Annotated in this window: 22 protein-coding genes and 1 pseudogene; 10 read left to right on the top strand and 13 right to left on the bottom strand. The window is 75.4% G+C overall.

Going from position 1 to position 24808, the window contains the following annotated elements; translation table 11 throughout:
• Positions 1-154: 154 nt before the first annotated feature.
• A complete protein-coding gene (locus tag BS72_RS13770) occupies positions 155-1213 on the top strand; it encodes a rod shape-determining protein (RefSeq protein WP_232792391.1) in 1059 nt (352 codons plus the stop codon).
• A 42-nt stretch (positions 1214-1255) separates the two neighbouring features.
• Here the strand turns inward: BS72_RS13770 and BS72_RS39220 are convergent, their stop codons facing one another.
• The 3 genes and pseudogenes from BS72_RS39220 to BS72_RS35455 form a co-directional block, all read right to left on the bottom strand.
• Complete coding sequence (locus BS72_RS39220; protein ID WP_265736798.1) at positions 1256-1996, bottom strand: M56 family metallopeptidase; 741 nt, start codon at positions 1994-1996, stop codon at positions 1256-1258.
• Positions 1948-2184 (bottom strand): hypothetical protein, encoded by a 237-nt coding sequence (locus tag BS72_RS38240; RefSeq protein WP_232792392.1) that lies wholly within the window; start codon positions 2182-2184, stop codon positions 1948-1950. Before BS72_RS38240 ends, BS72_RS39220 begins: the two co-directional genes overlap by 49 nt.
• 227 nt (positions 2185-2411) lie before the next feature.
• A pseudogene (locus tag BS72_RS35455) lies at positions 2412-2786 on the bottom strand (BlaI/MecI/CopY family transcriptional regulator); the annotation flags it as partial.
• Positions 2787-2903: 117 nt separating this feature from the next.
• Between BS72_RS35455 and BS72_RS13785 the strand changes: the two are divergent.
• From BS72_RS13785 to BS72_RS13795, 3 genes are all read left to right on the top strand, one after another.
• Positions 2904-3641: a DedA family protein gene (locus BS72_RS13785; RefSeq protein WP_051951086.1), complete on the top strand. Its 738-nt coding sequence runs from the start codon at positions 2904-2906 to the stop codon at positions 3639-3641.
• Complete coding sequence (locus tag BS72_RS13790) at positions 3638-4240, top strand: phosphatase PAP2 family protein (RefSeq protein ID WP_037910741.1); 603 nt, start codon at positions 3638-3640, stop codon at positions 4238-4240. Before BS72_RS13785 ends, BS72_RS13790 begins: the two co-directional genes overlap by 4 nt.
• 242 nt (positions 4241-4482) lie before the next feature.
• Positions 4483-4893, top strand: a complete 411-nt coding sequence (locus BS72_RS13795) for a rodlin (RefSeq protein ID WP_037910743.1) — start codon at positions 4483-4485, stop codon at positions 4891-4893.
• A 109-nt stretch (positions 4894-5002) separates the two neighbouring features.
• On the opposite strand, the gene hutI is transcribed toward BS72_RS13795, so the two are convergent.
• Positions 5003-6244 (bottom strand): imidazolonepropionase, encoded by a 1242-nt coding sequence (gene hutI, locus BS72_RS13800; protein ID WP_078901345.1) that lies wholly within the window; start codon positions 6242-6244, stop codon positions 5003-5005.
• A gap of 404 nt (positions 6245-6648) precedes the next feature.
• Here hutI and BS72_RS13805 point away from each other — a divergent pair, with 404 nt between their 5' ends.
• Entirely contained in the window at positions 6649-7413 is a 765-nt protein-coding gene (locus BS72_RS13805; RefSeq protein ID WP_037910747.1) for an IclR family transcriptional regulator, read from the top strand.
• Positions 7414-7616: 203 nt separating this feature from the next.
• On the opposite strand, the gene hutH is transcribed toward BS72_RS13805, so the two are convergent.
• Positions 7617-9152: a histidine ammonia-lyase gene (gene hutH, locus BS72_RS13810; RefSeq protein WP_107498783.1), complete on the bottom strand. Its 1536-nt coding sequence runs from the start codon at positions 9150-9152 to the stop codon at positions 7617-7619.
• Between the two features lie 452 nt (positions 9153-9604).
• Here hutH and hutU point away from each other — a divergent pair, with 452 nt between their 5' ends.
• A complete protein-coding gene (gene hutU, locus BS72_RS13815; RefSeq protein WP_037910752.1) occupies positions 9605-11281 on the top strand; it encodes a urocanate hydratase in 1677 nt (558 codons plus the stop codon).
• A gap of 197 nt (positions 11282-11478) precedes the next feature.
• Here hutU and BS72_RS13820 read toward each other — a convergent pair whose 3' ends face one another.
• Positions 11479-12027 (bottom strand): YceI family protein, encoded by a 549-nt coding sequence (locus BS72_RS13820; protein WP_037910754.1) that lies wholly within the window; start codon positions 12025-12027, stop codon positions 11479-11481.
• 188 nt (positions 12028-12215) lie between these two features.
• Here BS72_RS13820 and BS72_RS13825 point away from each other — a divergent pair, with 188 nt between their 5' ends.
• Positions 12216-12797: a MarR family winged helix-turn-helix transcriptional regulator gene (locus tag BS72_RS13825; protein ID WP_063836066.1), complete on the top strand. Its 582-nt coding sequence runs from the start codon at positions 12216-12218 to the stop codon at positions 12795-12797.
• 349 nt (positions 12798-13146) lie between these two features.
• On the opposite strand, the gene tatA is transcribed toward BS72_RS13825, so the two are convergent.
• Together tatA and BS72_RS13835 are read right to left on the bottom strand one after the other, a co-directional pair.
• Positions 13147-13425, bottom strand: a complete 279-nt coding sequence (gene tatA, locus BS72_RS13830) for a Sec-independent protein translocase subunit TatA (protein ID WP_037910756.1) — start codon at positions 13423-13425, stop codon at positions 13147-13149.
• Positions 13426-14092: 667 nt separating this feature from the next.
• Positions 14093-14419: a cupin domain-containing protein gene (locus tag BS72_RS13835; RefSeq protein ID WP_037910757.1), complete on the bottom strand. Its 327-nt coding sequence runs from the start codon at positions 14417-14419 to the stop codon at positions 14093-14095.
• A 534-nt stretch (positions 14420-14953) separates the two neighbouring features.
• On the opposite strand from BS72_RS13835, the gene BS72_RS32295 reads away from it, so the two are divergent.
• Entirely contained in the window at positions 14954-18004 is a 3051-nt protein-coding gene (locus BS72_RS32295) for an AfsR/SARP family transcriptional regulator (RefSeq protein ID WP_051951087.1), read from the top strand.
• Between the two features lie 164 nt (positions 18005-18168).
• Here the strand turns inward: BS72_RS32295 and BS72_RS13850 are convergent, their stop codons facing one another.
• Complete coding sequence (locus tag BS72_RS13850) at positions 18169-18435, bottom strand: DUF6295 family protein (RefSeq protein ID WP_037910758.1); 267 nt, start codon at positions 18433-18435, stop codon at positions 18169-18171.
• 2 nt (positions 18436-18437) lie between these two features.
• Positions 18438-19193, bottom strand: a complete 756-nt coding sequence (locus BS72_RS13855) for a dienelactone hydrolase family protein (protein WP_037910759.1) — start codon at positions 19191-19193, stop codon at positions 18438-18440.
• A 157-nt stretch (positions 19194-19350) separates the two neighbouring features.
• Here BS72_RS13855 and BS72_RS13860 point away from each other — a divergent pair, with 157 nt between their 5' ends.
• Complete coding sequence (locus BS72_RS13860) at positions 19351-19806, top strand: MarR family winged helix-turn-helix transcriptional regulator (protein ID WP_037910760.1); 456 nt, start codon at positions 19351-19353, stop codon at positions 19804-19806.
• On the top strand, positions 19799-21544 hold the full coding sequence (locus BS72_RS13865; protein ID WP_078901346.1) for an MFS transporter: 1746 nt from the start codon (positions 19799-19801) through the stop codon (positions 21542-21544). Before BS72_RS13860 ends, BS72_RS13865 begins: the two co-directional genes overlap by 8 nt.
• Positions 21545-21707: 163 nt before the next feature.
• Here BS72_RS13865 and BS72_RS13870 read toward each other — a convergent pair whose 3' ends face one another.
• The 3 genes from BS72_RS13870 to BS72_RS13880 all read right to left on the bottom strand — a co-directional run bounded on the left by BS72_RS13870 (position 21708) and on the right by BS72_RS13880 (position 24623).
• A complete protein-coding gene (locus tag BS72_RS13870) occupies positions 21708-22205 on the bottom strand; it encodes an SPW repeat protein (protein ID WP_107498784.1) in 498 nt (165 codons plus the stop codon).
• Positions 22206-22577: 372 nt separating this feature from the next.
• The gene (locus tag BS72_RS13875) at positions 22578-23162 is read right to left on the bottom strand and encodes a TetR/AcrR family transcriptional regulator (protein WP_037915723.1); all 585 of its coding nucleotides are present in this window, start codon (positions 23160-23162) and stop codon (positions 22578-22580) included.
• A gap of 141 nt (positions 23163-23303) precedes the next feature.
• Entirely contained in the window at positions 23304-24623 is a 1320-nt protein-coding gene (locus tag BS72_RS13880; RefSeq protein WP_232792393.1) for an MFS transporter, read from the bottom strand.
• Positions 24624-24808: the final 185 nt, after the last annotated feature.

Consider the following 24808-nt stretch of genomic DNA (forward strand, 5'->3'; position numbering starts at 1 on the left):
CCCAGGCAGGCCCCGTACCGCCGCCGTACGGACCCGGCGGGCCTGCCGACGGGACACCGCTCCAGCCGGTCCGGGCGGTCGTCACGGTCGCGATCAACGCCTTCGTGATCCGGGCGCCGGCCACCCACCACCCCGCGCGCCCAGGAGGCCTGCTGTGATCCCGCTCACCCCCTCCCTCGACCAGCTGCGCCGCTGCACCATCGCGGTCGACATCGGTGCCTCCCGCACCCGCGTCTACCTGCGCCACTCCGGCCTGGTGGTGGACGAGCCGAGCGTGGCGGCGGTGGACGTCCGCACCGGCGCGCTGATCGCCGTCGGCAAGCGGGCCGAGACGATGGCCGGCCGCACCCCCGACCACATCCGGGTGGCCCGGCCGGTGGCCGGCGGCGCCGTCGTCGACATCGAGATGGCCCAGCGGATGCTGCGGCACGTGCTCGGCGACAAGCTCGGGCGCCGCTGGCTGCGGCTGTCGGTGCTGCGCGGCTCCCCGGTGCTGCGCGCGGCCGTGTGCATGCCGCACGGCAGCGAGCCGATCGCCCGCCGCGCCGCGGTGGAGACCCTGTACGGGATCGGTGCCCGCAGGGTGGAACTGGCGGACACGCTGATCTCGGCCGCGGTCGGCTGCGGGCTGCCCGTCGAGTTCCCCGAGGCGACCATGATCGTGGTCTGCGGGGCCGGCACCACGCAGGTGGCGGTGCTCTCGCTCGGCTCGATCGTCGCGGCGGAGACGGTCCCGGTGGGCGGCGAGACCATCGACCGCGCGGTGGTGGAGTACCTGCGCAGCCGGCACGAGCTGATGCTCCCCAGCCAGGCGGTACGGCCGCTGCACCAGGTGCTGGGCGCCTCCGGGGCCGGCCGCACGGCGACCACGCAGGTGGTCGGACGGGACGTGGCCAGCGGCCTGGCCCGCTCGGTGACGGTGCGCACGGACGACGTGCGCGAGGCGATGCGGACGCCGCTGAACGCGGTGATGGACGCGATCACCTCGGTCCTGCGGCAGTGCGCGCCCGACCTGGTGGCCGACCTCGCCGACCGCGGCATCATGCTGGCCGGCGGCAGCGCGCACCTGCCCGGACTGGACGGGATGCTCCGCGATGCCACCGGCATCCCGGTCCACGTCGCGCCCAATCCGGACACGGTGGCCGTGCGCGGCCTCGGCGCGATGATCGAGGGCAAGGTCAGCCCCATGACCCTGACCCCGCTGGGGGTGTGAGGGGGCGGACGGCGGTGGGCGGCGGCAGCGGGGCCGCGGCCGCTACCGGCCCGCCTGGGCGATCTCGATGGAGCCGTGCAGGTCCGTGGCCGCGTCGAGGGCGGAGGCCGCGGAGAGGACGAGGGCGGCGGCGAGAAGGGTGGCGAGCAGCCGCGGGGCGCGGGCCGCGGTGGTGACGCGGGGCGCGGGGACGGGGGACAGCAGGGCGGCCACCCGGCGGGGTACGGGGCCGGCCGTGGCGGAGAGGCCCAGGTAGGGCCGGGGCGCGGGTCGGGCGGCCAGGGCGGCGCGGCCGATCGCGCGGGCGGCCAGCCGGCGGGAGCCCACCGCCGTGGCGGCGGCCTCGTCGGCAGAGCGTTCCAGCGCGTAGGACAGCGGCGCCCGCAGCGTGCGGAGGGCCGGGTGGCAGGCGCAGGCCAGCGCCAGCACGGTGAGGAAGAGGTGGTGGCGGCCGGCCAGGTGGGCCCGTTCGTGGGCGAGCAGCGCCTCCCGCTCCTGCGGGTCGAGCGCCCGCAGCAGCCCCGCTGTCACCACGATCCGGCCCGGGCGGCCGGGCAGGGCGTACGCGTCGGGCGCGTCGTCGGCCAGGACGGTGAGGTCGCCGGCGGGCGCGCCCGCCTCGTCGACGGCCCGCCGGGTCCGTGCGGCGAGCAGCACGTGCCGCCGTACCGCCCGGGCCAGCGCGACGGCCACCACCGTGAGCAGCACCGCGGCGACGCAGGCGGCCGGCACGGTCACCTCGTCGCCGACCAGGGGCAGCACGAGGTGGCCGAGCGCCGCCACCGGGGGAGCCGCAGGGCGCCCGCGCCGGCCAGCAGGCACAGGACGGCGGTGCTGCACGCGGCCAGCAGGGCGGCGGTGGCGGTCAGCAGCCAGGCGGCCCAGCGCGGCGGCAGCACGTCCGCCAGCCGCCGGGCGGCCGGCGCGGCGACCAGCGGCACGAGCAGGGGTGTCCAGACGGAGAGGATCACGGCGCCACCCCGTCCTGGCCGGCCCGGCGGAAGCCGGGGACGTCCGGACCCGCGTGACCGGGACCGCCCGGACCGCCGTGGTCGTCCGGGCGGCCGTGGCCGTCCGGGCCGCCGTGGCCGTCCGGGCCGTCGTGGCCGGCACCGGCGGGGCCCAGGGCGTCGGCGGCCGAGGCGTCGACGGAGAGGGCCCCGGCGGGCAGGGCCTCGGCGAGCAGGTGCCCCGCTCCTTCCTGCGCGGCCAGGAGTTCGCGCAGCAGCCGCTCGTCGTCCGGGCCGAGCTCGGAGACGAAGCGGGCCAGAACCGTGCCGCGCGCGGCCTCGTCGGACTTGTCGAGCTCCGTGCGCATACGGCGGGCGGTGAGGCCCGGGGAGTCCTGGACCGGCACGTAGGCGTAGCCGCGACCGGAGCGCCGCCGGCTGACGGTGCCCTTCTCGTGCAACCGCGCCAGGATCGTCGTCACGGTGGTGCGGGCCAGCTCACGGCCGAGTTCCCGCTGGACGTCGGCGGGCGTCAGGGCGCGCCCGCCCGCCGCCCAGAGCGCGGCGAGCACGCTCGCTTCGAGTTCCCCCGAAGGACGGCGACCGGTGGTCGGCTCCGGCATGGACGGATCGCCCCTTCCCACTCGTTCGTCTACAGTGATGTAGACCGTCTACACCACTGTAGTCAGTCGGGCTGCCCGATGCGCCCGTCCAGACCATTATGGGAGGGCTCCGCCCCAATGCCCCTGCCCGTATCCGAGCTGGCCCTCAACCCGCTCGACGCCTCCTCGCTGCTGTCCGCCTTCGGAGCGCCCGGCATCGCGGTGGTGCTCTTCGCCGAAACCGGCCTGCTGGTCGGCTTCTTCCTGCCCGGGGACTCGCTCCTCTTCACCGCCGGACTGCTGTGCTCGGCGGGGACCTCGCGGTCGCTCCACCTGTCCCTGTGGCAGGTTCTCGTCGCCTCCGTCGTCGGCGCGCTGGTCGGCTCCCAGACGGGTTACCTGCTGGGCCGCCGCGGCGGTCCCGCGCTGCTGGCCAGGTCCCGATCCCGGCGGTTGCGCGAGGGCGCGGACCGGGCCGCCGAGCTGCTGGACCGCTACGGGCACGCCAAGGCGGTCGTCCTCGCCCGCTTCGTGCCCGTGGTCCGCACCGTGCTCAACCCGCTGGCGGGCGCGCTGGGGGTGCCCGCCCGGACCTTCACGCTGTGGAGCTGCGCCGGCGGCGCGGTCTGGGCGGCGGGGCTGGTGCTCGCCGGCTACGGACTCGGCTCCTCGGTGCCGAACGTCGACACGTACCTGCTGCCCGTGGTCGCGCTCATCGTCGTGGTGTCGCTCACACCGCTCGCCGTCGAGCTGCTGCGGGCCCGGCGCCGGGCCGCCACCGCCGGGCCGGAGCCGTCCGGCGCCACCAGGAGCGACGCCAGGGACACCTGGGACACCTGGGACACCAGGGGGGAAACGGAAGGAGGCCGGGGATGAGCGCACTGCACGGCTCCGGAATCGACGCCGGCGCGTACCGCTGGGTGGTGCGCGCCGCCCAGCACACCCCCGGCCCGGTGGACCACGCGGTCCGCCTGTTCAGCGACTACGGGATCGGACTGTTCGCCGCGCTGATGCTGCTGGCCTGGTGGCGGGCGCGGTCGGCGGACGGCCGCACGATGGCCGGGGCGCTGGCGACGCCGCTGGTCGTGGTGGCCGCGTTCCTGGCGAACGACGTGGTGAAGTCGGTGTTCACCGAGGTGCGGCCGTGCCGGGCGCTGCACGTCACGGGGACGGTGGAGGCGTGCCCGGGGGCGACCGACTGGTCCTTCCCGAGCAACCACGCGGCCATCGCGGCCGCCGCGGCGGTGGCCCTGCTGCTGGCCGACCGCCGGCTCGGGCAGATCGCCGTCCCGCTCGCGCTGCTCCTGGGCGCGTCCCGGGTGTGGATCGGCGTCCACTACCCGCACGACGTGCTCGCCGGCCTCGCGGTGGGCGCGCTGGCCGCCTGGCTGCTGGGCCTCGCCGCCCGCCGGGCCGCCCCGGTGGTGGACCGGCTGCGGTCCGGCCCGCTGCGGCCGGTGCTGGCCGCGCCCTGACGCCGGGGGCGACTCGTCGCCCTCTCGTCGTCGCCCTCTCGTCGTCGTCTCCGGCGCCTCTTCGCCTCAGCGGCTCCCCGCGAAGCTGGTCGTACTCGTCACCCTTGTCGTGCCCGCACGGCTCGCCCTCGTACGGCCCAATATCCGGGCGCAAGGGCTCAGCAGTGTGATCGTCGTACAGCTGAACAACAGTCAGAAGAACCGACTTCACTACGAAACGACGAACGACGACAAGGAGCGCCATGCGCACGCGTACCCTCCTCGCCGCCTGCGGGCTGGCCGCGGCCGTCCTGGCCGGCACCACCGGTGTCGCGGCAGCCCGCGGCCCGGTCGACGCGAACGGCAACGGGTCCGTCGAGTCCATCGGCAACACCAAGACCAGCGGCGTCGACAGCCCGCAGATCGGCCTGGTCCAGGGCTCGCTCAACAAGCCCTGCGTGGCCGTGCCGATCAAGGCCGACGTCGGCTCGCTGATCGGCCTGATCCCGATCACCGTCCAGGACGTCAACGTGCTGAACTCCTCGCAGAACCAGCAGTGCACGCAGAACTCCAGCCAGACCCAGGGCGACGGTCCGCTGTCGCACATCCTGTCCGACGACGCGGTGGCGTCCGGCAACGGAACGGGCAACGGCGCGGGCCACGGCCACCGCTGACCCCGACCCCGACCCCACCCCTGGTCCCCGACGTCCCCGGGGATCACGCCCGGCCGGGCCGCCCGGTCCCCGATTTCCGGGGGCCAGGCCCGGCCGGGCGTCGGCGTTCTCAGCCGCGGCGCGCCGCGCGGCGCGAACCGGCCCGCCAGACGGCTTCGACCAGCGGCACTCCGGGGCGGTAGGCGAGGTGGACGTGCGAGGGCGCGTCGAGCAGGACGAGGTCGGCGCGGGCACCGGGGGCGAGGCGGCCGACGTCCTCGCGGCGCAGCGCCCGGGCCCCGCCGGCGGTCGCCGACCACAGCGCCTCGTCGGGGGTCATGCCCATGTCCCGCACGGCGAGGGCGAGGCAGAACGGCATGGAGCTGGTGTAGGACGAGCCCGGGTTGCAGTCGGTGGAGAGCGCGACCGTCGCCCCGGCGTCGAGCAGCCGGCGGGCGTCGGGCCAGGGGGCGCGGGTGGAGAACTCGGCGCCCGGCAGCAGCGTGGCCACGGTGCCGCCCTGGGCGAGGGCGTCGACGTCCGCGTCGGTGAGGTGCGTGCAGTGGTCGGCCGAGGCGGCGCCGAGCTCCACCGCGAGCCGCACCCCGGGGCCGTGGCCGAGCTGGTTGGCGTGCACCCGGGGGACCAGGCCGCGCGCGGCGCCGGCGGTGAGGACGGCCCGGGCCTGGTCGCCGTCGAAGGCACCCTCCTCGCAGAAGACGTCGACCCAGCGGGCGTGCGGGGCGCAGGCGTCGAGCATCGGACCGGTGACGAGGTCCACGTACCCGGCCGGGTCGTCCGCGTACTCCGGGGGGACGACGTGGGCGCCGAGGAAAGTCACCTCGTCGGTGTGGGCGGCGGCGATCCGCGCGGCGCGGGCCTCGTCGCCCACCGTCAGGCCGTAGCCGGTCTTGGTCTCCACGGTGGTGGTGCCCTGGCGCAGCATCTCGGCCAGGTGCCGTTCGACGGTGGCGCGCAGTTCGGCGTCGGTGGCCGCGCGGGTGGCGGCCACGGTGGAGCGGATGCCGCCGGCGCTGTAGGCGCGGCCCGACATGCGGGCGTTGAACTCCTCGGCGCGGTCGCCCGCGAAGACCAGGTGGGAGTGGGAGTCGACGAACCCGGGGACGACGGCCCGCCCGTCCGCGTCGACGCGGCTGTCGGCGGCGGGGGCCGCCCCGGCCGGGCCCACCCAGGCGACCCGTTCGCCGTCCAGGACGACGGCGGCCTCCCGCAGCAGGCCGAGCGGACCCTCGCCCGAGGCCGGATCGTTGGTCACCAAAGAGCCGATGTTCGTGATCAGCGTGGCCCCGGTGGGCGGCACGGCGCCGCCCGGTGGCTTCGGGCCTCCGCCGCTGGGGTGAGGGCGTGACATGGGTGCCTCGCGGTGGCTCGGTGGCTCGGTGGCTCTGCGCGAACTCTCGTCGGGCTCCCACCCTAGGGCCGAGGACCACGCCGACCCGAAGGAGTGATCCACCCCTGGTACGGGTTGACGCTCACCAACCGGCATGACGACGCCTTCCCCCGACCTCCTGGCCCGTCTGGTGGCTGCGCCGCAAGCCGGACGACTGCCTCGGCGGGGTCTGTGGGAGATCCCCTCCGGCTCGTCCTCACCGAGCACGACGCCCACCAGTGGGCCCACCGCACCAACCCGCCGCCGGTCAGCGAATCCGTCCGCGACCTTGATCACCCGCTGACCCGCCCCACAGGAGCCGCACGGACGCTCCGCGCCGCCGGGACCGCCCGCTTCCGGTCCGCGGGACGGCGTACCCTCGCGGCATGTCCCAGGTTCCCGCCGCAGCCCAGGTGCTGGCCGTGCTGCGGTACCTGGCGGCGCAGGCGGGTCCGGTACCGGCGGCGGCCATCAGCCGGGACGTCGGCCTGCCCCGCTCGACGACGTACCACCTGCTGGACACACTCGCGGCCGAGGGCTTCGTCGTCCACCTGCCGGAGGAGCGCCGCTACGGGCTGGGGGTCAGCGCGTTCGAGCTGGGCTCCGGCTACAGCCGGCAGGCGCCGTTCCAGCGCCTGGCCCGGGTCCCGCTGGCCAGGCTGGTGGACCGGACCGGCCACAACGCCCATCTGGCGGTGCTGCACGGCCGCGAGGTGCTGTACGTGATCGAGGAGCGGGCGCCGGGCCGGGCGCCGCTGGTCACCGAGGTCGGCGTCCGGCTGCCGGCCCATCTGACGGCCAGCGGCCGGGCGGTGCTGGCCCGGCTCTCCCCGGCCCACGTGCGGGCGCTGTTCCCCGACCCGTCGGCGTTCGTGCTCCGCAACGGGCTGGGGCCGCGCTCGCTCTCCGCGCTGCGGCAACTCCTGGTGGAGGTGCGGCGGCGCGGGTACGCCACCGAGGAGGGCGAGGTGACGGCCGGCTTCTCGTCGGTGGCCGCCGCCGTCCTCGACCACGGCGCGCACCCGGTGGCCGGGGTCGCCGTCACCTTCCCGGGAGCGGAGGCCGACGCGGCGCGGCGGCAGGAGATCGCCGCGGAGGTGGCCAGGACCGCGCGGGAGCTGAGCCGCCGCATCGGCGGCGTCGCGGACTGAGCCGACGGGGCCGAACGGACCGACGGGCCGACGGGCCGACGGGCCGACGGGCCGAACGGAGCCGACAGGCCGACGGGCCGACTGGGCCGACGGGCCGAACGGAGCCGACAGGACCGACACCGACACCGACAGCGCCGACGGGGCCGCCCGAGCCGGGCCCGGCCGTGGTCCCGCCGGAGCCCGCCGTCGGTGCGGACCGCCCGTCAGGCCAGCGGTCCGGTCACGGTCTGCGCTGCGGCCAGCGCCCGGCCGGAGGCCACGTACCCGACCGCCGCCTCGATCTCGGGGGCGAGGTAGCGGTCGGTGCCGGGCCCCGGCACGTCGCGCCGCAGCCCGTCGCGGACGGCGGCGGTGGCCGGTGCCGGCTCCAGCGGCGCCCGCAGGTCCAGCGCGCGGGCGGCGGTGAGCACCTCGACGGCGACGACGCGGGTCAGCCCGTCCAGTGCCCGGCGCAGCTTGCGGGCCGCCGCCCAGCCCATGGAGACGTGGTCCTCCTGCATGGCGCTGGAGGGGATGGAGTCGACCGAGGCGGGCACGGCCAGCCGCTTCAGTTCGGAGACGATCGCGGCCTGCGTGTACTGGGCGATCATGTGGCCGGAGTCCACGCCGGGGTCGTCGGCGAGGAAGGCGTTGAGGCCGTGGTTGCGGGACACGTCCAGGAACCGGTCGGTGCGGCGCTCGGCGATGGAGGCGGCGTCGGCGACCGCGACGGCCAGGAAGTCCAGGACGTAGGCGACGGGCGCGCCGTGGAAGTTGCCGTTGCTCTCCACCCGGCCGTCGGGGGTGACGACGGGGTTGTCGACGGCCGCCGCGAGCTCGCGGGAGGCGACGAGTTCGGCGTGCGCCAGGGTGTCGCGGGCGGCGCCGTGCACCTGCGGCGCGCAGCGCAGCGAGTAGGCGTCCTGCACCCGGGTGCACTCCGGGCCCCGGTGGCTGGCCATGATCGCGGACCCGGCGAGCAGCGCGCGCAGGTTGGCCGCGCTGTCGGCCTGGCCCGGGTGCGGCCGGAGGGCCTGGAGGTCGGCGGCGAAGACGGCGTCGGTGCCGAGCAGCGCCTCGACGCTCATGGCGGCGGCGATGTCGGCGGTGCGCAGCAGCAGCCGCAGGTCGTGGCAGGCCAGCAGCAGCATGCCGAGCATGCCGTCGGTGCCGTTGATGAGGGCCAGGCCCTCCTTCTCGGAGAGGGTGACCGGGGTGATGCCCGCGGCCCGCAGGGCCTCGCCGGCCGGGCGCGGCTCGCCGTCGGCGTCCCGGACCTCGCCCTCCCCCATGACGGCGAGGGCGCAGTGGGCCAGCGGCGCCAGGTCGCCGGAGCAGCCGAGCGAGCCGTACTCGCGCACCACCGGGGTGATGCCCGCGTTGAGCACCGCCGCGTAGGTCCGGGCCACCTCGGGGCGGACCCCGGTGCGGCCGGTGGCCAGGGTGGACAGCCGCAGCAGCATCAGCGCCCGGACCACCTCGCGTTCGACCTCGGGGCCGGAGCCGGCGGCGTGCGAGCGGATCAGGCTGCGCTGGAGCTGGGCGCGCAGCTCGGTCGGGATGTGCCGGGTGGCCAGCGCGCCGAAGCCGGTGGAGACGCCGTAGTGCGGCTGGGCGTCGTCGGCCAGCGCCTCGATGACGGCGCGACTGCGCTCGATCTCGGCCACCGCCTCGGGCGCGAGAACCACCTGGGCGCCGTGGCGGGCGACGGAGACGACATCGTCGGCGGAGAGCGGGCCGACGTTCACAACAATGCTCATAGGTCCATGAAGTCCCATGTCAGAGGCGATATGCGAGGGCTCGTTCCGGTTCTGTGTCTGGTATCCCAGACGTTCCGCCCGGCGTGGGACGGGCCGCGGCCTGGTGGGTCTGGAATACCGGACACTTTCCGGCGCGGACGCGGGACCGCCGCCCGGCCGGAATGCGACGATCTCATCCCGTCGGCGGCGGCCGGTGCCGCCGCGCGGGCGCGCCACCCGCCACCCCACGAGCGCCCCACGAGCACCCACGACAACCCGCGGCAACCCGCGGCAACCCGCGGCAACCCGCGGCAACCCGCGAGCAGCCGCCGTCCGGCGAGGACCCGCGAGAACCCGCGAGCGCCCGGCGCGTCCCCGCCGGGCATCCCGGGCATCCCCCAGATGTCCCCGGGCGTCCCCCGGGCGTCCCCCGGGGGCATCCCCCGGCATCCCCCGCTCCCCCAGGAGGCAGCGTGACCAGCGACTCTTCCCGGCCCCGCACGATCCGCGCCCCCCGGGGCACCGAACTGAACTGCCTCGGCTGGCAGCAGGAGGGCGCCCTGCGGATGCTCATGAACAACCTCGACCCCGAGGTCGCCGAGCGCCCCGAGGACCTCGTCGTCTACGGCGGCACGGGCAGGGCCGCCCGGAACTGGGACGCCTACGACGCCATCGTCCGCACCCTGAAGACGCTGGCGGACGACGAGACGCTGCTCGTCCAGTCCGGCAAGCCCGTCGGTGTGCTGCGCACCCACCCGTGGGCGCCGCGGGTGCTGCTGGCCAACTCCAACCTGGTCGGCGACTGGGCCGACTGGGAGCACTTCCGCGAGCTGGAGGCGCGCGGCCTGACGATGTACGGGCAGATGACCGCGGGCTCGTGGATCTACATCGGCAGCCAGGGCATCCTCCAGGGGACGTTCGAGACCTTCGGCGCCGTCGCCCGCAAGCGGTTCGGCGGCACGCTGGCCGGCACCGTCACGCTCACCGCGGGCCTGGGCGGCATGGGCGGCGCGCAGCCGCTGGCGGTCACCATGAACGAGGGCGTCGCGATCTGCGTCGAGTGCGACCCGGCACGGATCGAGCGCCGTATCGCGCGCCGCTACCTGGACGTCGCGGCGGACAGCGCGGCGGAGGCGCTGCGGCTGGCCGTGGCGGCGCGCGACGCCCGCCGGCCGCTGTCCGTCGGCCTGACCGGGAACGCCGCCGAGGTCTTCCCCGCGCTGCTGGCGGCGGGCGCCCCGATCGACATCGTGACCGACCAGACCTCCGCCCACGACCCGCTGTCCTACCTGCCCGTGGGCGTGGACCTCGCGGACTGGCACGAGGAGGCCCGCCGCGACCCGGCCGGCTTCACGGAGCGTGCCCGCGCCTCGATGGCGCGGCAGGTGGCGGCGATGGTCGGCTTCCTCGACGCGGGCGCCGAGGTCTTCGACTACGGCAACTCGATCCGCGACGAGGCCCGCAAGGGCGGCTGCGCGCGGGCCTTCGACTTCCCCGGCTTCGTCCCGGCGTACATCCGGCCGCTGTTCGAGGAGGGCCTCGGCCCGTTCCGCTGGGCGGCGCTGTCCGGCGACCCGCGGGACATCGCGGCCACCGACCGGGCGGTGCTGGAGCTCTTCCCGGAGAACGAGCACCTGCGCCGCTGGATCACGATGGCCGGCGAGCGGGTGGCGTTCGAGGGCCTCCCGGCCCGCATCTGCTGGCTGGGCTACGGCGAGCGGCACCGCGCGGGGCTGCGCTTCAACGAGATGGTGGCCTCGGGCGAGCTGTCCGCGCCGGTGGTCATCGGCCGCGACCACCTCGACTCGGGCTCGGTGGCCTCCCCCTACCGGGAGACGGAGTCGATGCTCGACGGCAGCGACGCCATCGCCGACTGGCCGCTGCTGAACGCCCTGGTCAACACCGCCTCGGGCGCGTCGTGGGTCTCCATCCACCACGGCGGCGGGGTCGGGATGGGCCGCTCGATCCACGCCGGGCAGGTGTGTGTGGCCGACGGCACCGAGCTGGCCGCGCGGAAGCTCTCCCGGGTGCTGCTGAACGACCCCGGCACGGGCGTGATCCGGCACGTCGACGCCGGTTACGAGCGGGCCGCCGAGGTGGCGCGGGAGCGCGGGGTGCGCGTCCCGATGGCCGAGGGCGGCCCGGAGTGACGTCGGCACCGCGACGCCACCCCCGTGGACGCCCGCGGCACCGCCCGCTCCCGTGGAACCGGCGGCGGGCACGGCGGCGGGAGCCGACGACGGAGGACGGCGACGGCCGCCGCCCGCGCCCCTCGGCAGGGTGCGGACGGCGGCCGTCGCCGTCGTTCGGGTGATCCCGCGGGGCATCCCGCTGGGGACCGCCCGGATCAGGCGGCCTGCACGGCCTCGATCTCCAGGACGATGCGGATCTTGTCGCCCACCGCGGCACCGGCCGGGCCACCGGTCACGCCGTAGTCGCCGCGGCTGATCTCGGTCGCGGCCGAGAAGCCGGCTATGGGCGCGCCCTCGAAGTTGGTGCCGAACCCGTTGAGCTCCAGCAGCAGGGTGACCGTCCTGGTCACTCCGTGCAGGCTCAGCTCGCCGTCCACCTCGAACACCGCGGCGCTCTGGGCCCGGACCTCGGTGGAGGTGAAGGTCAGCTCGGGGAACTTCTCGACGTCGAGGAAGTCGCCGCCGCGCACGTGGGCGTCGCGGCTCTCGTTGTTGGTGTCCACCGAGGCCGTCTTGATGACGGCGCTGACCGTGGACTCCAGCGGGTTCTCGGCGGTGGTGATGCTGCCCTCGAAGGCGGAGAAGTGGCCGCGGACCTTCGACACGCCCATGTGCCGCACGTAGAAGGAGACGTCCGAGTGCACGGCGTCGATGGTCCAGGTGGAGGCTACGTAGCCGTCGATCACTTCGATCGGGGTGGTCATGGCGGGCTCCTTGTGGCAGGACAAAGAAACGGAACAACGAAGAGGTGCTGCTACCGCGGATCGACCGGTCCCCGCACCGGTGCGGCAGCGCCGCATGCCCGGACCACCGTGGGGACCACCACGTTGTTGATCTTTCCCACACGATAGCGGGCTGGTGTTGAGTGTTCAACCACTCGTATGCTGGGGTCATGAGCGACGTACGGTGGCTGACCCGGGAAGAGCAGGAGATCTGGCGGGCGTACATGACCGCGAACGTCGAGTTCTCGGCCTATGTGGACCGGCAGCTGCGCCGCGACTCCGGCATGCCCATGGCGTACTACGAGATCCTCGTGCGCCTCTCCGAGGCCGAGGGCCGGTGCCTGCGGATGAGCCAGCTCGCCGAGGCGTCCCTCTCCTCCCGCAGCCGGCTCTCGCACGCGGTGGCGGCACTGGAGAAGAACGGATGGGCCGAGCGCCGCCCCTCCGACTCGGACCGCCGCGGGTGGGTGTGCGCGCTGACCGACGCCGGGTTCGCGGCGCTGGCGGCGGCCGCGCCCGGACACGTGACGGCCGTGCGCGAGCACCTCTTCGACGTCCTCACCCCCGAGCAGCTGACCGTCCTGCGCGATGTCGGCCGGGCGATCAGCGCCGGCCTGCGCGGCGAGTGCGCGACCGCCCGGGCCGAGGACGAGGCGGCCTGCGAAGAGGCGGTCAACCTCTGCTGTCCGGGCGACGACCAGGGCGCGGGAACGCACCAGGACGCGGACGCCGACCCGGGCGCGGGCGCCTGACGGCGGCGCACCAGGACGCGGGGACGGACCAGGACGCGGACGCCGACCCGGGCGCGGGCGCCTGACGGCGGCGGCCGGTTCCCGGCCGCTCCGCGCACCGGCGCCGCCCGGGAAGGCCGTCCGGACACGCCAGAGCCCCGGCGCGGCGCGGCGGCGATGCCGCCGGCCGACCGGGGCCCGGCTCACGTCCGACGGTTCCGGGCCGCTGCGACGGCCGCCGCCCCGCGTGGGACGGTGTCCGGCGCGGCCCGTCCGGCCGGATGCCCGACCGGATCGCCTGCCGTGTCGCGAGAGCGGGTCGCGCGACCGCCCTACGGGGACGGGGTGCGCGACCGGTCGCTCGACCGGGTTACTTGACCGAGCCCGTGGCCGGCTCCGCCTGCTGCGCCTCGTTGGCGGTCAGGACGTCGCTGGGGGTGATCGCCTCCGGCGCGGGGGTGGTGCTCGCGGTGGGCGCGTCACCGGTCGCCGCGCTGTCCGACTTCATGGCCTTCGCCTCGGACTTGAGAATGCGCATCGACTTCCCCAGACCTCGGGCGGCCTCGGGGAGCTTCTTGGACCCGAACAGAACGATGACGACGATCGCCACCACGATCAGGTGCCAGGGCTCCAGCCCGTTTCGCAACATGGATCGATCCTCGCTTCTCTGGCCGACTCACAGCGTTCGACATTCGCATTGTCACCCGGCCACCACCCACGACGGCAACCCGGCTACCCAAAGCATGCGCAAAAAGCTGGTGAACCGGAAGCCCCCGCTCGTTTCGATCGTGTTCAGCAGGCACCTTTCCGGCGGCCGACCACCCGTGTCGTACGGCCCGTTCGAACCCCCGAGGCGGACTTCCGCCCCGCCCTCCCGAGGTACCGGCGGGCTTCCGCCGTGTCGGGCGCCACAGTGGCGCGGCGGCGGTCGCGGGCGGCGCGGCACTGGGGTTCGGAGCGGTCGCGGCGGCACGAAGGCGCTCCGGCCGGGCGGGGACCCGCGGGGCGCGACGGCCTCCGAGGGCGGCACGCGGGCCGGCCCGCCGGGACGCGGACGGGGCGGCGGGCAGGGGGCGGTGGGACGGGCGGTACCCGATGAACGCGGTGGGTCGGCAGAGGGAGGTGTGACGCAGTAGACACCGGCTGACCGGTGGGCGGACGCCGCTCCCGCCGAAACGCGGCGGAATCGCGACGCCATCGCGGCGGGCGCGGCCTACGTCACACCCCCTCCCCACGCCACGTCCCCCAAGCGGCCGATACGACCGGGCGACCGCGGCGACCGGGCTGGGTGATCGGGCGCGGTGATCGGGCGGCCCCTACTTGGCGACCGTCAGCAGGACGGCGGAGTCCTCCAGCGCCTCCAGGCTGTGCCGTTCCTGTGGCACGACCAGCAGGTCGCCCTCCCGCGCCTCCCACTCGTCCGGACCGCTGACCAGCCGCACCCGCCCGCGCAGCACGAAGAGCGTGGCCTCGCCGGGGTTGTCGTGCTCGGCCAGCACGGCGTCGGCCCGCAGTGCGATCACTGTCTGCCGCAGCACCTGCTCGTGGCCGCCGTAGACCGTCTGCGCGCTGCGTCCGTTGGACGCGCCGGCCGCCCGCTGCGCGAGCTCCCGCGCCTGCGCGTCGAGGGAGAATTTCCGCATTGCCCCAGTCTGTCCGCCCGGCCCGGGGCCCGCGCGGCGACGCGCCAGACGAGGTGCCCGAGCGGCGGAGGGGTGCCCGAGCCGCGCACGGAGCCGGCGGTGATCCCGGACGGAGCACGGGCGGGAATCCGCCACGCCCGGACGGGGCAGGACGCGGGGGCGCCGCCAGGCCGTATCCGGAGGTGGTCGCGGAGCGGCCGAGGAGCTGCGGGGCCGCGTCCGGCGGAGGGGCGCCGGCATGGCGCCGGGGCCGGAGAACGGCACCGGGACAGCCCCGGCAAGGCCCGTGGAACAGGAGAGGTACCGGAGAGGAACGGGCCGGCCGCGGCGGGCGTGCCCCCGTAACCGGGACTCGCCCCGTATACGCGCCCGATGCGGCCGGACCCGGTGCGCCCATCATGCGGAAGCCGGCCAACCGGCCGCTAACATACGCCTAACAGACCATCCCTCCCGGCACGGAACCCGCACCACGGCGGGAGGCCGCACCGCACGGGCCCGCACCCTCGCGGCGCGCTCGGCAGGAGGAGGCCCCGGATGCGGTTCGGTCTGCTGGGGACCCTGGCCGTGGGCCCCGATCCGGCGCCTGACGGCGCCTCGGCCGCCCGCCCGCTCGGCTCCGCCAAGCTCCGCGCCCTGCTCGCCGCCCTGCTGGCCGCGCCCGGTCGGCCGGTGCCGGCGGAGGGCCTGCGGGCGGCGCTCTGGGGTGACTCCCCGCCGCCCACCGCGACCGCCTCCCTGCACAACCACGTGGCCCGGCTGCGCCGGGTGCTGGCCGAGCGCGGCGGGGACGCCTCCCGGCTGCGGGCGGCCACCTCCGGATACCTGCTGGTGGTCGAGGCCGACGAGATCGACGCGCAGGTCTTCCGCGCCCACCACGCGGCGGCCCGCGCCGCGCACCGGATCGGCGACTGGCCCGCCGTGCTGCGCGAGACCGCGGCGGCGCTGGCCCTGTGGCGGGGGGACCCGCTGGCGGACGTGCCGCTCCTCGCCGACGTGCTGCGCGCACTGGCCGCCCACCTGGCGGAGGCGCGGCTGCTCACCCTGGAGTGGCGGTTCGACGCGGAGCTGGCCCTCGGCCGCCACCAGGGGCTCGCCGCCGAACTGGCCGGGCTGGCGGCGGCGAACCCGCTGCGGGAGACGTTCCACCGCCAGTTGATGGTCGCGCTGCACCGAACCCACCGCCAGGCGGAGGCGCTGACGGTCTATCACGCGCTACGGCGCACCCTCGTCGACGAGTTGGGGGTCGAGCCGCACCCGGCGGTCCAGACCGCGTACCGGGAGATCCTGGCCGCGCCCACCGGCGGGCCGACCGCCGCGCCGAACGCCGAGCAGCACGCCGAGCCCCCGCAGCCGCCCTCCGCCGCGCCCGCGCCCGCACCCGTACCCGCCCCCGCGTCCGTACCCGCCCCCGTCCCGCCCGCCGGGGCGCCGCCCGTCGAAGGCCCGCCCGCCGAAGGCCCGGCCGCCGCCGGGGACGGCTCCCCCGCGGACCGGCCGGACGATCCGCCGCGGCGTCCGCGGCCGGCCCAGCTGCCCGCCGACATACCGGACTTCACCGGCCGGGCCGAGGCCCTGGACACCCTGCTGCGGGCGCTGCGGGAGGAGCCCGGCGGGCACGCTCCGCCGCTGGTGGTGGTCTCGGGCATGGGCGGCGTCGGCAAGACGGCGCTGGCGGTGCGGGCCGCGCACCTGCTGCGGCCGCTCTTCCCCGACGGCCAGCTCTACGCCGACCTGCGGGGTTTCGGCGCCGGCGGGGCCCGCCGCCCCGGCGACCTGATAGCGCGGTTCATGGCCGACCTCGGCGTGGACGGCCGGCTGATGCCCGACGACCCCGACGACCGGGCCGTGCTGTGGCGGGACGCCGTGCACGGCCGGCGGGTGCTGCTGGTGCTGGACAACGCCGCCGACGCGGCGCAGGTCGCGCCGCTGCTGCCGGGCGGCGGGCGGAGCGCGGTGCTGGTGACCAGCCGCCGCACGCTGGCCGGCCTGCCCGGCGCGGTGCGGCTGCCGCTGGGGCCGCTCCCGGAGCCGGAGCAGCGGGCGCTGCTGGCCCGGGTGTGCGGGGAGCGGCGGGTGGAGGCGGAGCCCGGGGCGGCGGCGGGGGTGCTGGCGGCCTGCGGCGGGCTGCCGCTGGCGCTGCGGATCGCGGGGGCGCGGCTGGCGGCCCGTCCCACCTGGACGGTGGGCGCGCTCGCGGAGCGGCTCGACGTACGGGCCGGCGGCCGGCTGCACGCCCTGGCGGCGGGAGGTCTGGCGGTACGCGACACGTTCGCGATGAGCTACCTGGCGATGCGGGACAGCCCGTCGGCCGCGGAGCGGGCGGCGGCCGCGGCCTTCGGGGTGCTCGGGCTGTGGCCGGGACCGCCGCTGGGGCCGGCCGCCACCGCCGCGCTGCTGGGGCCGCGGCGCTGCCCGGGCGGCCCGGCGGAGGCGGAGGACCTGCTGGAGGCACTGGTCGACGCGCACCTGCTGGAGACGCCGCGGCCGGGCACGTACGCCTTCCACGACCTGGTGGGCGAGTACGCGGCGGACTGCGCGGCCCGCGGGCTGCCGCCGGAGCGGGCGCGGCCGGCGCTGCGCCGGCTGGTCCTCTGGTACGCGGCGGCGCTGGCGGCCAGCGCGGCGGCGCTGACCCCGGAGGCGCACCCGCTGCCCGCTGCGGCCGAGGAGCCGGCCGCGCCCGTACCGGAGTTCGCCTCGGACGAGGAGGCCATGGCCTGGTGCGTGCGCGAGCTGCCGGCGGTGAAGGAGGCGCTGCGGGTCGCGGTGGCCGCCGGCTGGCCGGACACGGCCTGGCGGCTGGCGGCGGGCCTGATCGGCTACGCCCAGGTGTACTGGTGGACCGGCGAGTGGGCGGACTGCCTGGAGCTGGCGATGGCCTGCGTCACCGAGCACGGGGACGCCCTGGGCCAGGGGTGGATGCACAGCCGGCTCGGTGTGGCGTACGGGATGTCGAAACGGTTCGACCTCTGCGAGCGGCACCTGATCGCCGCCCGGCGGTTCTTCGAGGGGTCCGGCGACCTGCGCGGCCTGGCGGCCACCCTCACCAACCTCTCGGCGCTGCACTGGGGCACCGGCGAGTACCGGCTGGCGCTGGAGTACGGTCTGCGGTCGCTGGAGCTGCACCGGTCGCTGGGCGACGACGACCGGGTGGCCACCGTGCTGGGCAACCTCGGGGACTGCCACATCTTCCTGGGCGCCCCGGAGGCGGCCGAGGAGTGCTTCGCGCAGGCCCTGGCGGCCTGGCGGGCGCGCGGGTCGCTGGTGAGCATCGCCCGTACGCTGACCAGCCTCGGCGAGTGCCGGATCGCGACGGGGCGGCCCGCGGAGGCGGTGGAGGCGCTGGAGGAGACGCTGGCGGTGCTGCGGCGGCTGGGCGACAGCGCCACCGGCTCGGACGTCCTGGAGACGCTGGCCCGGGCGCACCTCGCGCGCGGCGACCGGGCCGCGGCCCGCTCCTGCTGGCAGGAGGCCCTGGACCGGGCGCTGCACCACCGGCTGCCCCAGGTGGAGGAGGCGGCCCGCCGCGGCCTGGCCGAACTGGCCCACCCGGTCCCCCCGGTCCACCCCGTCCACCCGGCCTGACGCCCACGCGTTCGAGGGGGCGGTGCGGACCCGGGACCCTGGGGGTCGATGTCCGGGCCCGCGCCGCCGCGCGTCAGGCCGCTTCGTCCGTCGGAACGTCAGACCGTCGGAACGTTCTGAACATCAGACGGTCGGAACGTTCCCAACGTCAGACCGTCGGAACGTCAGACCTGCATCTCGGCAGGCACCGCGTCCAGAGCGGCCTGGATGGCGGCCACCAGCTTCTTCGCGGACTCCGCGGTCAGTTCGAGCGCGACCCTGGCGGACGGGCCCTTGGCGGGGTCGGCCACGTCGATGTTGAGGGTGTGCTCGGCCATCGCGTGGAACGGGTGGTCGTAGTAGACGGTGATGTCGGTGGCGTGGAACCAGGAGCTGTTCGGGCCCTTGGCGCTACCGTCGATCGTGTCCGTGACCGTGGTGTAGGTGCACATCGTCAGTTCCCCAGGTGGGTGCCGTAGAACGCCTCGATCCGCTCCCAGCCGTCGTTCGCGGCGGCCGCGTTGTAGCTGGGGCGGTTGACGGCGAAGAACGCGTGGCCGGCGCCCTCGTAGCGGTGGAACTCGTACGGGGTGCCCTGGCCGGTGAGGATGGCCTCGAACTCGTCGACCTGCACCGGGCCGGGGAACCGGTCCTCGTTGCCGAACAGGCCGAGCACCGGGGCCTTCAGGCCGCCGAGGCGGTCCACCAGGTTGGTGACCTTCAGCGGGAAGTCCTCGGGGACGTCGCCGGTGACGAAGGCGCCGTAGCAGTCCACGACGGCGTCGACGTCCAGCGCGGTGCCGGCCAGCACCGACTGGCGGCCGCCCGAGCAGTAGCCGATGGTGCCGACCTTGCCGTTGGAGGTCGGCAGCGCCCGCAGCCAGGCGGCGGCGCCGGCCACCTCGCCGATCAGCCGCTCGTCGGGCACGCCGCCCTGGGCGCGGGCCACGGCGGCCGCGTCGTCCGGCGAGGCGCCGGGAGCCTCGCGGTGGTACAGGTTCGGGCAGATCGCGTCGTAGCCGAGTTCGGCGAAGCGCCGCACGATCTCCTTGGACTCCCGGTCGTATCCGGGCATGTGGTGGATGACGACGACCCCGCCGCGGCGGGCGTCGCCGTGGGGACGGGCGGTGTACGCCTCGATCTCGTCACCGTCGTGCCCGGTGATGGTGAGGGTGGTCGCGGTCAGGTCTGCCAGAGGGGGTGTGCTCATGGCGCACAGCTATACCATAAGCCTCGACTGATCAGTTTATACTGATGGTTGTGCGCTCCCCCGCCCCGCAACCGCCCTCCGGGCAGGCACCCGGCGGGCCCGCGAGCCCGCGGCCGATGCCGCGACCGAGCCCCCGACCGGGGTCGCCACCGGGGTCGTGGACGCGCCTGAACCGCGGCCCGGTGCCGCGTCCCCGACCCGGCTGGCCGCCGACCTGCGGGCCACCCTCGGCCCGTTGACGCGCCGGCTGCGCCGCTGCGGTCCGGACGACGAGCTGACGCTCTCCCAGGTCTCGGTGCTGGTGCTGCTGGACCGGGAGGGCCCGGCGACCTCGTCGGAGCTGGCCGCCCGCGAGGGGGTGCGCCCGCAGTCGATGTGCGCGATCGTCGGCGTGCTGTCCGGGCGCGGGCTGGTGGAGCGCGAGCAGGACCCCGCCGACGGCCGCCGGATGGTCGTCTCGCTCACCCAGGACGGCCGCGAGGGCCTGCTGGGCGCCCGCCGGGAGCGGGCGCGGCGGCTGGCGGAGGCCGTCGAGGCGGAGCTGGACGCGGACGAACGGGAGCGGCTGGCCGCCGCCCTGCCCCTGCTGGAGAGGATCACCCGGCATGTCTGAGCAGGTACGCGGAGAGCAGGGGGCGGCCGCGGGGAGCGGCGCGGTCCGCGCCGCCGAACCGGGCGGCGGGGACCGCCCGGAGCGCTACAAGTGGATCGCGCTCTCCAACACCAGCCTCGGCATGTTCATGGCCATGGTGGACGCCTCGATCGTCATCATCTCCATGCCGGCCATCTTCCGCGGCATCCACCTGGACCCGTTCGCGCCCGGGAACATCACGTACCTGCTGTGGATGATCATGGGGTACCTGCTGGTCACCGCGGTGCTGGTGGTGTCGCTGGGCCGGCTGGGCGACATCGTCGGCCGGGTGCGCATCTACAACCTCGGCTTCGTCGTCTTCACGCTGGCGTCGGTGGCGCTGTCCTTCGACCCCTTCCACGGGGTGCACGGGGCGCTGTGGCTGATCGGCTGGCGGATCGTCCAGGCGCTGGGCGGCGCGATGCTGATGGCCAACTCGGCGGCCATCCTCACCGACGCGTTCCCGGCCCGGCAGCGCGGCATGGCCCTGGGCATCAACCAGATCTCGGCGCTCTCGGGCCAGTTCATCGGCCTGGTGCTGGGCGGACTGCTGTCGGCGTGGGACTGGCGCGCGGTGTTCTGGGTGAACGTGCCCGTGGGGCTCTTCGGCACCGTCTGGGCGTACCGCTCGCTGCGGGAGATCTCCGACCGGCGGCCGGCCCGCATCGACTGGTGGGGCAACCTCACCTTCGCGCTGGGCTGCGGCCTGATCCTGGTCTCCATCACCTACGGCATCCAGCCCTACGGCGGCCACACCATGGGCTGGACCAGCCCGAAGGTGCTCGGCGGGCTGATCGGCGGGGCGGTGCTGCTGGTCGCCTTCACGGTGGTGGAGACGCGGGTGCCGCAGCCGATGTTCCAGCTGCGGCTCTTCCGCGACCGGCACTTCGCGGCCGGCAACGCGGCGGCGCTGCTGGCCTCGGTGGCCCGAGGCGGGCTCCAGTTCATGCTGATCATCTGGCTGCAGGGCATCTGGCTGCCGCTGCACGGCTACTCCTTCGAGGACGCGCCGCTGTGGGCGGGCATCTTCCTGCTGCCGCTGACCGCCGGCTTCCTGCTGGCAGGTCCGGTGTCGGGTACGCTCTCGGACCGGTTCGGGGTGCGCTGGTTCACCACCGGGGGGCTGCTGCTGTTCGGTTCGAGCTTCGTCGGGCTGCTCCTGCTGCCGGTGGACTTCCCGTACTGGGCGTTCGCGCTGCTGGTGCTCGTCAACGGCATGGGCTCGGGGATGTTCTCGGCGCCCAACACCTCGGCGATCATGAGCAGCGTCCCGGCGTCCCACCGCGGCGCGGCGTCGGGGATGCGCTCGACGTTCCAGAACTCCGGCACGTCGCTGTCGATCGGCGTCTTCTTCTCGCTGCTGATCGTGGGCCTCGCGGACCGGCTGCCGCGCACCCTGGAGGCGGGGCTGCGCGCCCAGGGGGTGCCGGCGGGGGTGGCCCACCACGCGGCCACGCTGCCGCCGGTGTCGACGGTCTTCTCCGCGTTCCTCGGCGTGAACCCGATCGACACGCTGCTCAGGCCGTCCGGGACGCTCCAGCGGCTGCCCGCGCACAACCGGGCGGTCCTCACCGGCAAGGAGTTCTTCCCGGACCTGATCTCCTCGCCCTTCCACCACGGGCTGGTGATCGTCTTCGCCACCGCCGCCGCGATGTCGCTGCTGGCCGCCACCGCCTCGGCCCTGCGCGGCCGCCCGACCAAGCCCGACGACGCCGCCTGAACGCTTCCGCCGACCCGCCGGACGCCCCCTCCCGAGCGGTGGCTCCGGCCCACCGGACGCCCCCTCCCGAACGGTGGCTCCTACGGCAACAGCCCTCGTCCGCAGGTGCGGTACGAAGGCTGTCGTCGCGGTAGCGGCCGCATCCGACGGGGGGTTCGGTCCGTCAGTGCATGGTCCGCTGCCTCCGCCGCATCAGCCCCATCGCCATCGTCAGCAGGCCGAGCAGGATCGCCGCACCGCCCGCGAACGAGTTGCTCCAGACGATGTGCGACGTGTGCGGATGGCCGACCACCACCCAGGGGGCGAGGATCGTCCAGGCACCGATCGCGACCGCCACCCAGCCGAGGCCGTGGGTGCGCTCCAGCACCGAGCCGTACCCCAGGGCCAGGGCGGCCAGTGCGAGGCCGCAGATCAGGTTGCTGACCCGGATGGCGGCGGTGCCCTGGAAGCCCACCACCCACGGCGAGATCGCCAGGTACAGACCGGTCAGCAGACACAGGCCCTCGACGAGACCTGTCACAGGCTTGTGCGACACCGCCTGGTACTGGTTCCGCAACTCGACGATGTCCGGATGGTCCTCCATGGAGACGCGGGTCGCCGAGGACTCCGCCGGAGAGGTCGCCGCCGACGATGTCGACGAGTGGGTCGAGTGGGTGGCCATAGAAGCCACCTCCCTTTCGCAAGTGCAGTCGCTTCTGACGCCGGATGTCCTTCGGTTCTCCATTCCGAAGCTGCCGCATCCTTACTCAGCGTAAGACGGTGGGCAGCCCCACTGCCAGCCGGAATGGCCCCACTTTGCCCGTTTTCGGATCTGACGTCGCGGGCCGGCCACCAGGACGGCCGCTCCCGGCCCTGCTCAGGGGCGGTCCGGCGTCCCTGCCCGGAGCCGCCCGGGGCCCCGCGCGACAGAGTCCTGGCCGGGGCGCGGCCGGGTCGCGACACGCCCGGCCGGGCGTGTCGACGCCGGTCCCACTCGGAGCGGGACCGGCGTCGGGCGGGTCGGGCGGGTCCGGTCGTGTCCGGTGGGGCGGCCTCAGTCCCGCTTCCCGAGCGCCGAGTCGAGCAGGTCCTCCGCGGCCTCGCGCGCGAAGGCGGCCGCCTGCGGGTCGTGGTCCATGCGGGCGCTGACGCTCGCGCCGTCGTAGAGCAGGTGCAGCTTGCGGGCGAGGAGGGCCGGGTCGGGGGCCCCCGCCTCGGCGGCGAGGTCGACCAGGATGGCGCGGACCGCCCCGCGGTAGCCGCCGGCGACCTGCTCTGCGGTGCCGCGCTGCGGGGCCTCCGCCGAGGCCGCGACGAAGGCGCAGCCGTTGTACGCCGGCGCGGTCATCAACTCGCCCATCGAGTCGAAGAAGCCGAGCAGCCGCTCCCGGGGGGTGCGGAAGCGGGCCATGGCCCGGGTGATCCGGTCCAGGTTGCTGTCCCGGCGGGACTCCAGGTAGGCCCGCACCAGGCCTTCCTTGCTGCCGAAGGTGTTGTACAGCGAGGCCTTCGCCACTCCGGCGTGCTCGATGATCTGGTCGATGCCGACCGACTGCACGCCGTTGGCGTAGAACAGTTCGTTCGCCGAGGCCAGCAGGCGCTCCCGCGCCGACGGCTTGGTCGCGGTCCTCGTCGCCATCCCGATCACCCTCTCAGACAGCTCTGTCCATCGTAGCTCCCCGGACCCTCCCTGGAGCCGGTTTCCGCGCCCTTCGACGCGCCCCCGCACCCCCTTGTCGACCCCTCCCCGCACCCCGGACGCCCCCGGACGCCGCCGCGCTCAGCCCTCGTTGACGGTGACGGCGGCGGGGCCGCGCGAACGCCCCGCCAGCAGCCCGACCAGCGCCGCGACGGCCAGCACCACGACGGCGGCGCAGTACTCCCGGGTGGTGTCCAGCAGCCCGCCGCCGTCCACCACCAGGACGCCCGCGATGACCGCCGGCACGCCCATGCCCAGGTAGGAGACCACGTAGAGCAGGGAGAGCACGCCGGCCCGCTCGTGCGGCTCGACCAGCGGCACCACCAGGCGGATGCCGCCCTGGAAGCCGGCGCCGAAGCCGAACCCGGCCACCGCGCTGCCGACGAAGAACCCGGTCACCGGCAGGGTCCCGCCGGCGCCCGAGCCGACGGCGGCCACCGTGACGGCCATGCCGACGATCAGTGCGGCCACGCCCCACACCATCACCGTCCGGCTGGGCAGCTGCCGCATCACCGGCACGGACAGGGCCGCGGACCCGGCCAGCACGAACAGCGGCAGGCCGCCGTAGACCACCGACGAGGTGTGCGAGAGCAGGACGAGGATGGCCGGGCCGAGCGACCCGTACAGGCCGGCCAGCGACCACACGGCGAACAGCACGGGCACCGCCACGGCCACCGAGCCGCGCGCCGAGCGGGGCAGCGCGATCTCGGGCACCATCGAGCGGAGCGCCCCCGGCTTGCGGTCGCCGGTCTCCCGCATCACGGCCACGCCGAGGAGCTGGAGCGCGAAGACGGCGACGAGCACGTAGTAGATCGTGTGGGTGGGCGCGGGCAGGAACCGCACCACCAGGCCGGACACCAGCGCGCCGAAGGCGGTGCCGAGCGGCGGCGCGAACGAGTTGGCGGCGGCGCCCTTGACCCGGTCGATGTCCAGCAGGCCCGCGCCGATCGCGCCGAGCGCGCCGCCGGTGGCCACGCCCTGCACCACCCGGCCGGCCATCAGCGCCGCGACGCTTCCGGCCTCGGCGAAGATCACCATGGCGACGATCTGCCCGGCCAGGGCGATGAAGAGCATCGGCCGGCGGCCGACGAAGTCGGAGATCCGCCCGACGACCAGCAGTGCGACGAGGACGGCGACCGCGTACACACCGAAGACGACGGTGGTGGTGATCGCCGAGAAGCCCCAGTCGCCCTGGTAGACCGCGTACAGCGGGGTGGGAGCGCTGGAGGCGGCGAGCAGCGAGATGATGATCGACGCGAGCAGCAGCCGGGCCGCCGTCGGCGACAGCCGACGCGGGGCGCCCGCGTCGGCCCCGGGTATGGGCGGATGGGTCGTGCCGGACGTCCCGGCGGCGGCGTCGCCCTTGCGGCGGGCCGAGCCGGTGGTCTGGGTGGGCGGCATGGGGAGCTCCCTCGGACGGACGGCCGGTGCGTCCGGCCGGGTGGGTGGACAGCTCTGTCCAGCGTGTTGGACTCTCACTATACAGACCTGTCTGTCTAAGTATTCCCAGGGGGGCGTCTCCGGACCTGTGGGCAGCGGAGACGGCGGGCCGCCGGGGCGGCCGAAGGGCCCACGGGGTTTGCGGA

Source organism: Actinacidiphila yeochonensis CN732 (genome assembly GCF_000745345.1).
GTDB lineage: Bacteria > Actinomycetota > Actinomycetes > Streptomycetales > Streptomycetaceae > Actinacidiphila > Actinacidiphila yeochonensis.

Bases quoted from the DNA above. Each gene is read 5' to 3' on its own strand.
- BS72_RS13785 (WP_051951086.1), top strand. From the start codon at position 2,904: ATGCCCCTGCCCGTATCCGAGCTGGCCCTCAACCCGCTCGACGCCTCC.
- BS72_RS13790 (WP_037910741.1), top strand. From the start codon at position 3,638: ATGAGCGCACTGCACGGCTCCGGAATCGACGCCGGCGCGTACCGCTGG.
- BS72_RS13795 (WP_037910743.1), top strand. From the start codon at position 4,483: ATGCGCACGCGTACCCTCCTCGCCGCCTGCGGGCTGGCCGCGGCCGTC.
- hutI (WP_078901345.1), bottom strand. From the start codon at position 6,244: ATGTCACGCCCTCACCCCAGCGGCGGAGGCCCGAAGCCACCGGGCGGC.
- BS72_RS13805 (WP_037910747.1), top strand. From the start codon at position 6,649: ATGTCCCAGGTTCCCGCCGCAGCCCAGGTGCTGGCCGTGCTGCGGTAC.
- hutH (WP_107498783.1), bottom strand. From the start codon at position 9,152: ATGAGCATTGTTGTGAACGTCGGCCCGCTCTCCGCCGACGATGTCGTC.
- BS72_RS13820 (WP_037910754.1), bottom strand. From the start codon at position 12,027: ATGACCACCCCGATCGAAGTGATCGACGGCTACGTAGCCTCCACCTGG.
- BS72_RS13825 (WP_063836066.1), top strand. From the start codon at position 12,216: ATGAGCGACGTACGGTGGCTGACCCGGGAAGAGCAGGAGATCTGGCGG.
- tatA (WP_037910756.1), bottom strand. From the start codon at position 13,425: ATGTTGCGAAACGGGCTGGAGCCCTGGCACCTGATCGTGGTGGCGATC.
- BS72_RS13835 (WP_037910757.1), bottom strand. From the start codon at position 14,419: ATGCGGAAATTCTCCCTCGACGCGCAGGCGCGGGAGCTCGCGCAGCGG.
- BS72_RS32295 (WP_051951087.1), top strand. From the start codon at position 14,954: ATGCGGTTCGGTCTGCTGGGGACCCTGGCCGTGGGCCCCGATCCGGCG.
- BS72_RS13850 (WP_037910758.1), bottom strand. From the start codon at position 18,435: ATGTGCACCTACACCACGGTCACGGACACGATCGACGGTAGCGCCAAG.
- BS72_RS13855 (WP_037910759.1), bottom strand. From the start codon at position 19,193: ATGAGCACACCCCCTCTGGCAGACCTGACCGCGACCACCCTCACCATC.
- BS72_RS13865 (WP_078901346.1), top strand. From the start codon at position 19,799: ATGTCTGAGCAGGTACGCGGAGAGCAGGGGGCGGCCGCGGGGAGCGGC.
- BS72_RS13870 (WP_107498784.1), bottom strand. From the start codon at position 22,205: ATGGCCACCCACTCGACCCACTCGTCGACATCGTCGGCGGCGACCTCT.
- BS72_RS13875 (WP_037915723.1), bottom strand. From the start codon at position 23,162: ATGGCGACGAGGACCGCGACCAAGCCGTCGGCGCGGGAGCGCCTGCTG.
- BS72_RS13880 (WP_232792393.1), bottom strand. From the start codon at position 24,623: ATGCCGCCCACCCAGACCACCGGCTCGGCCCGCCGCAAGGGCGACGCC.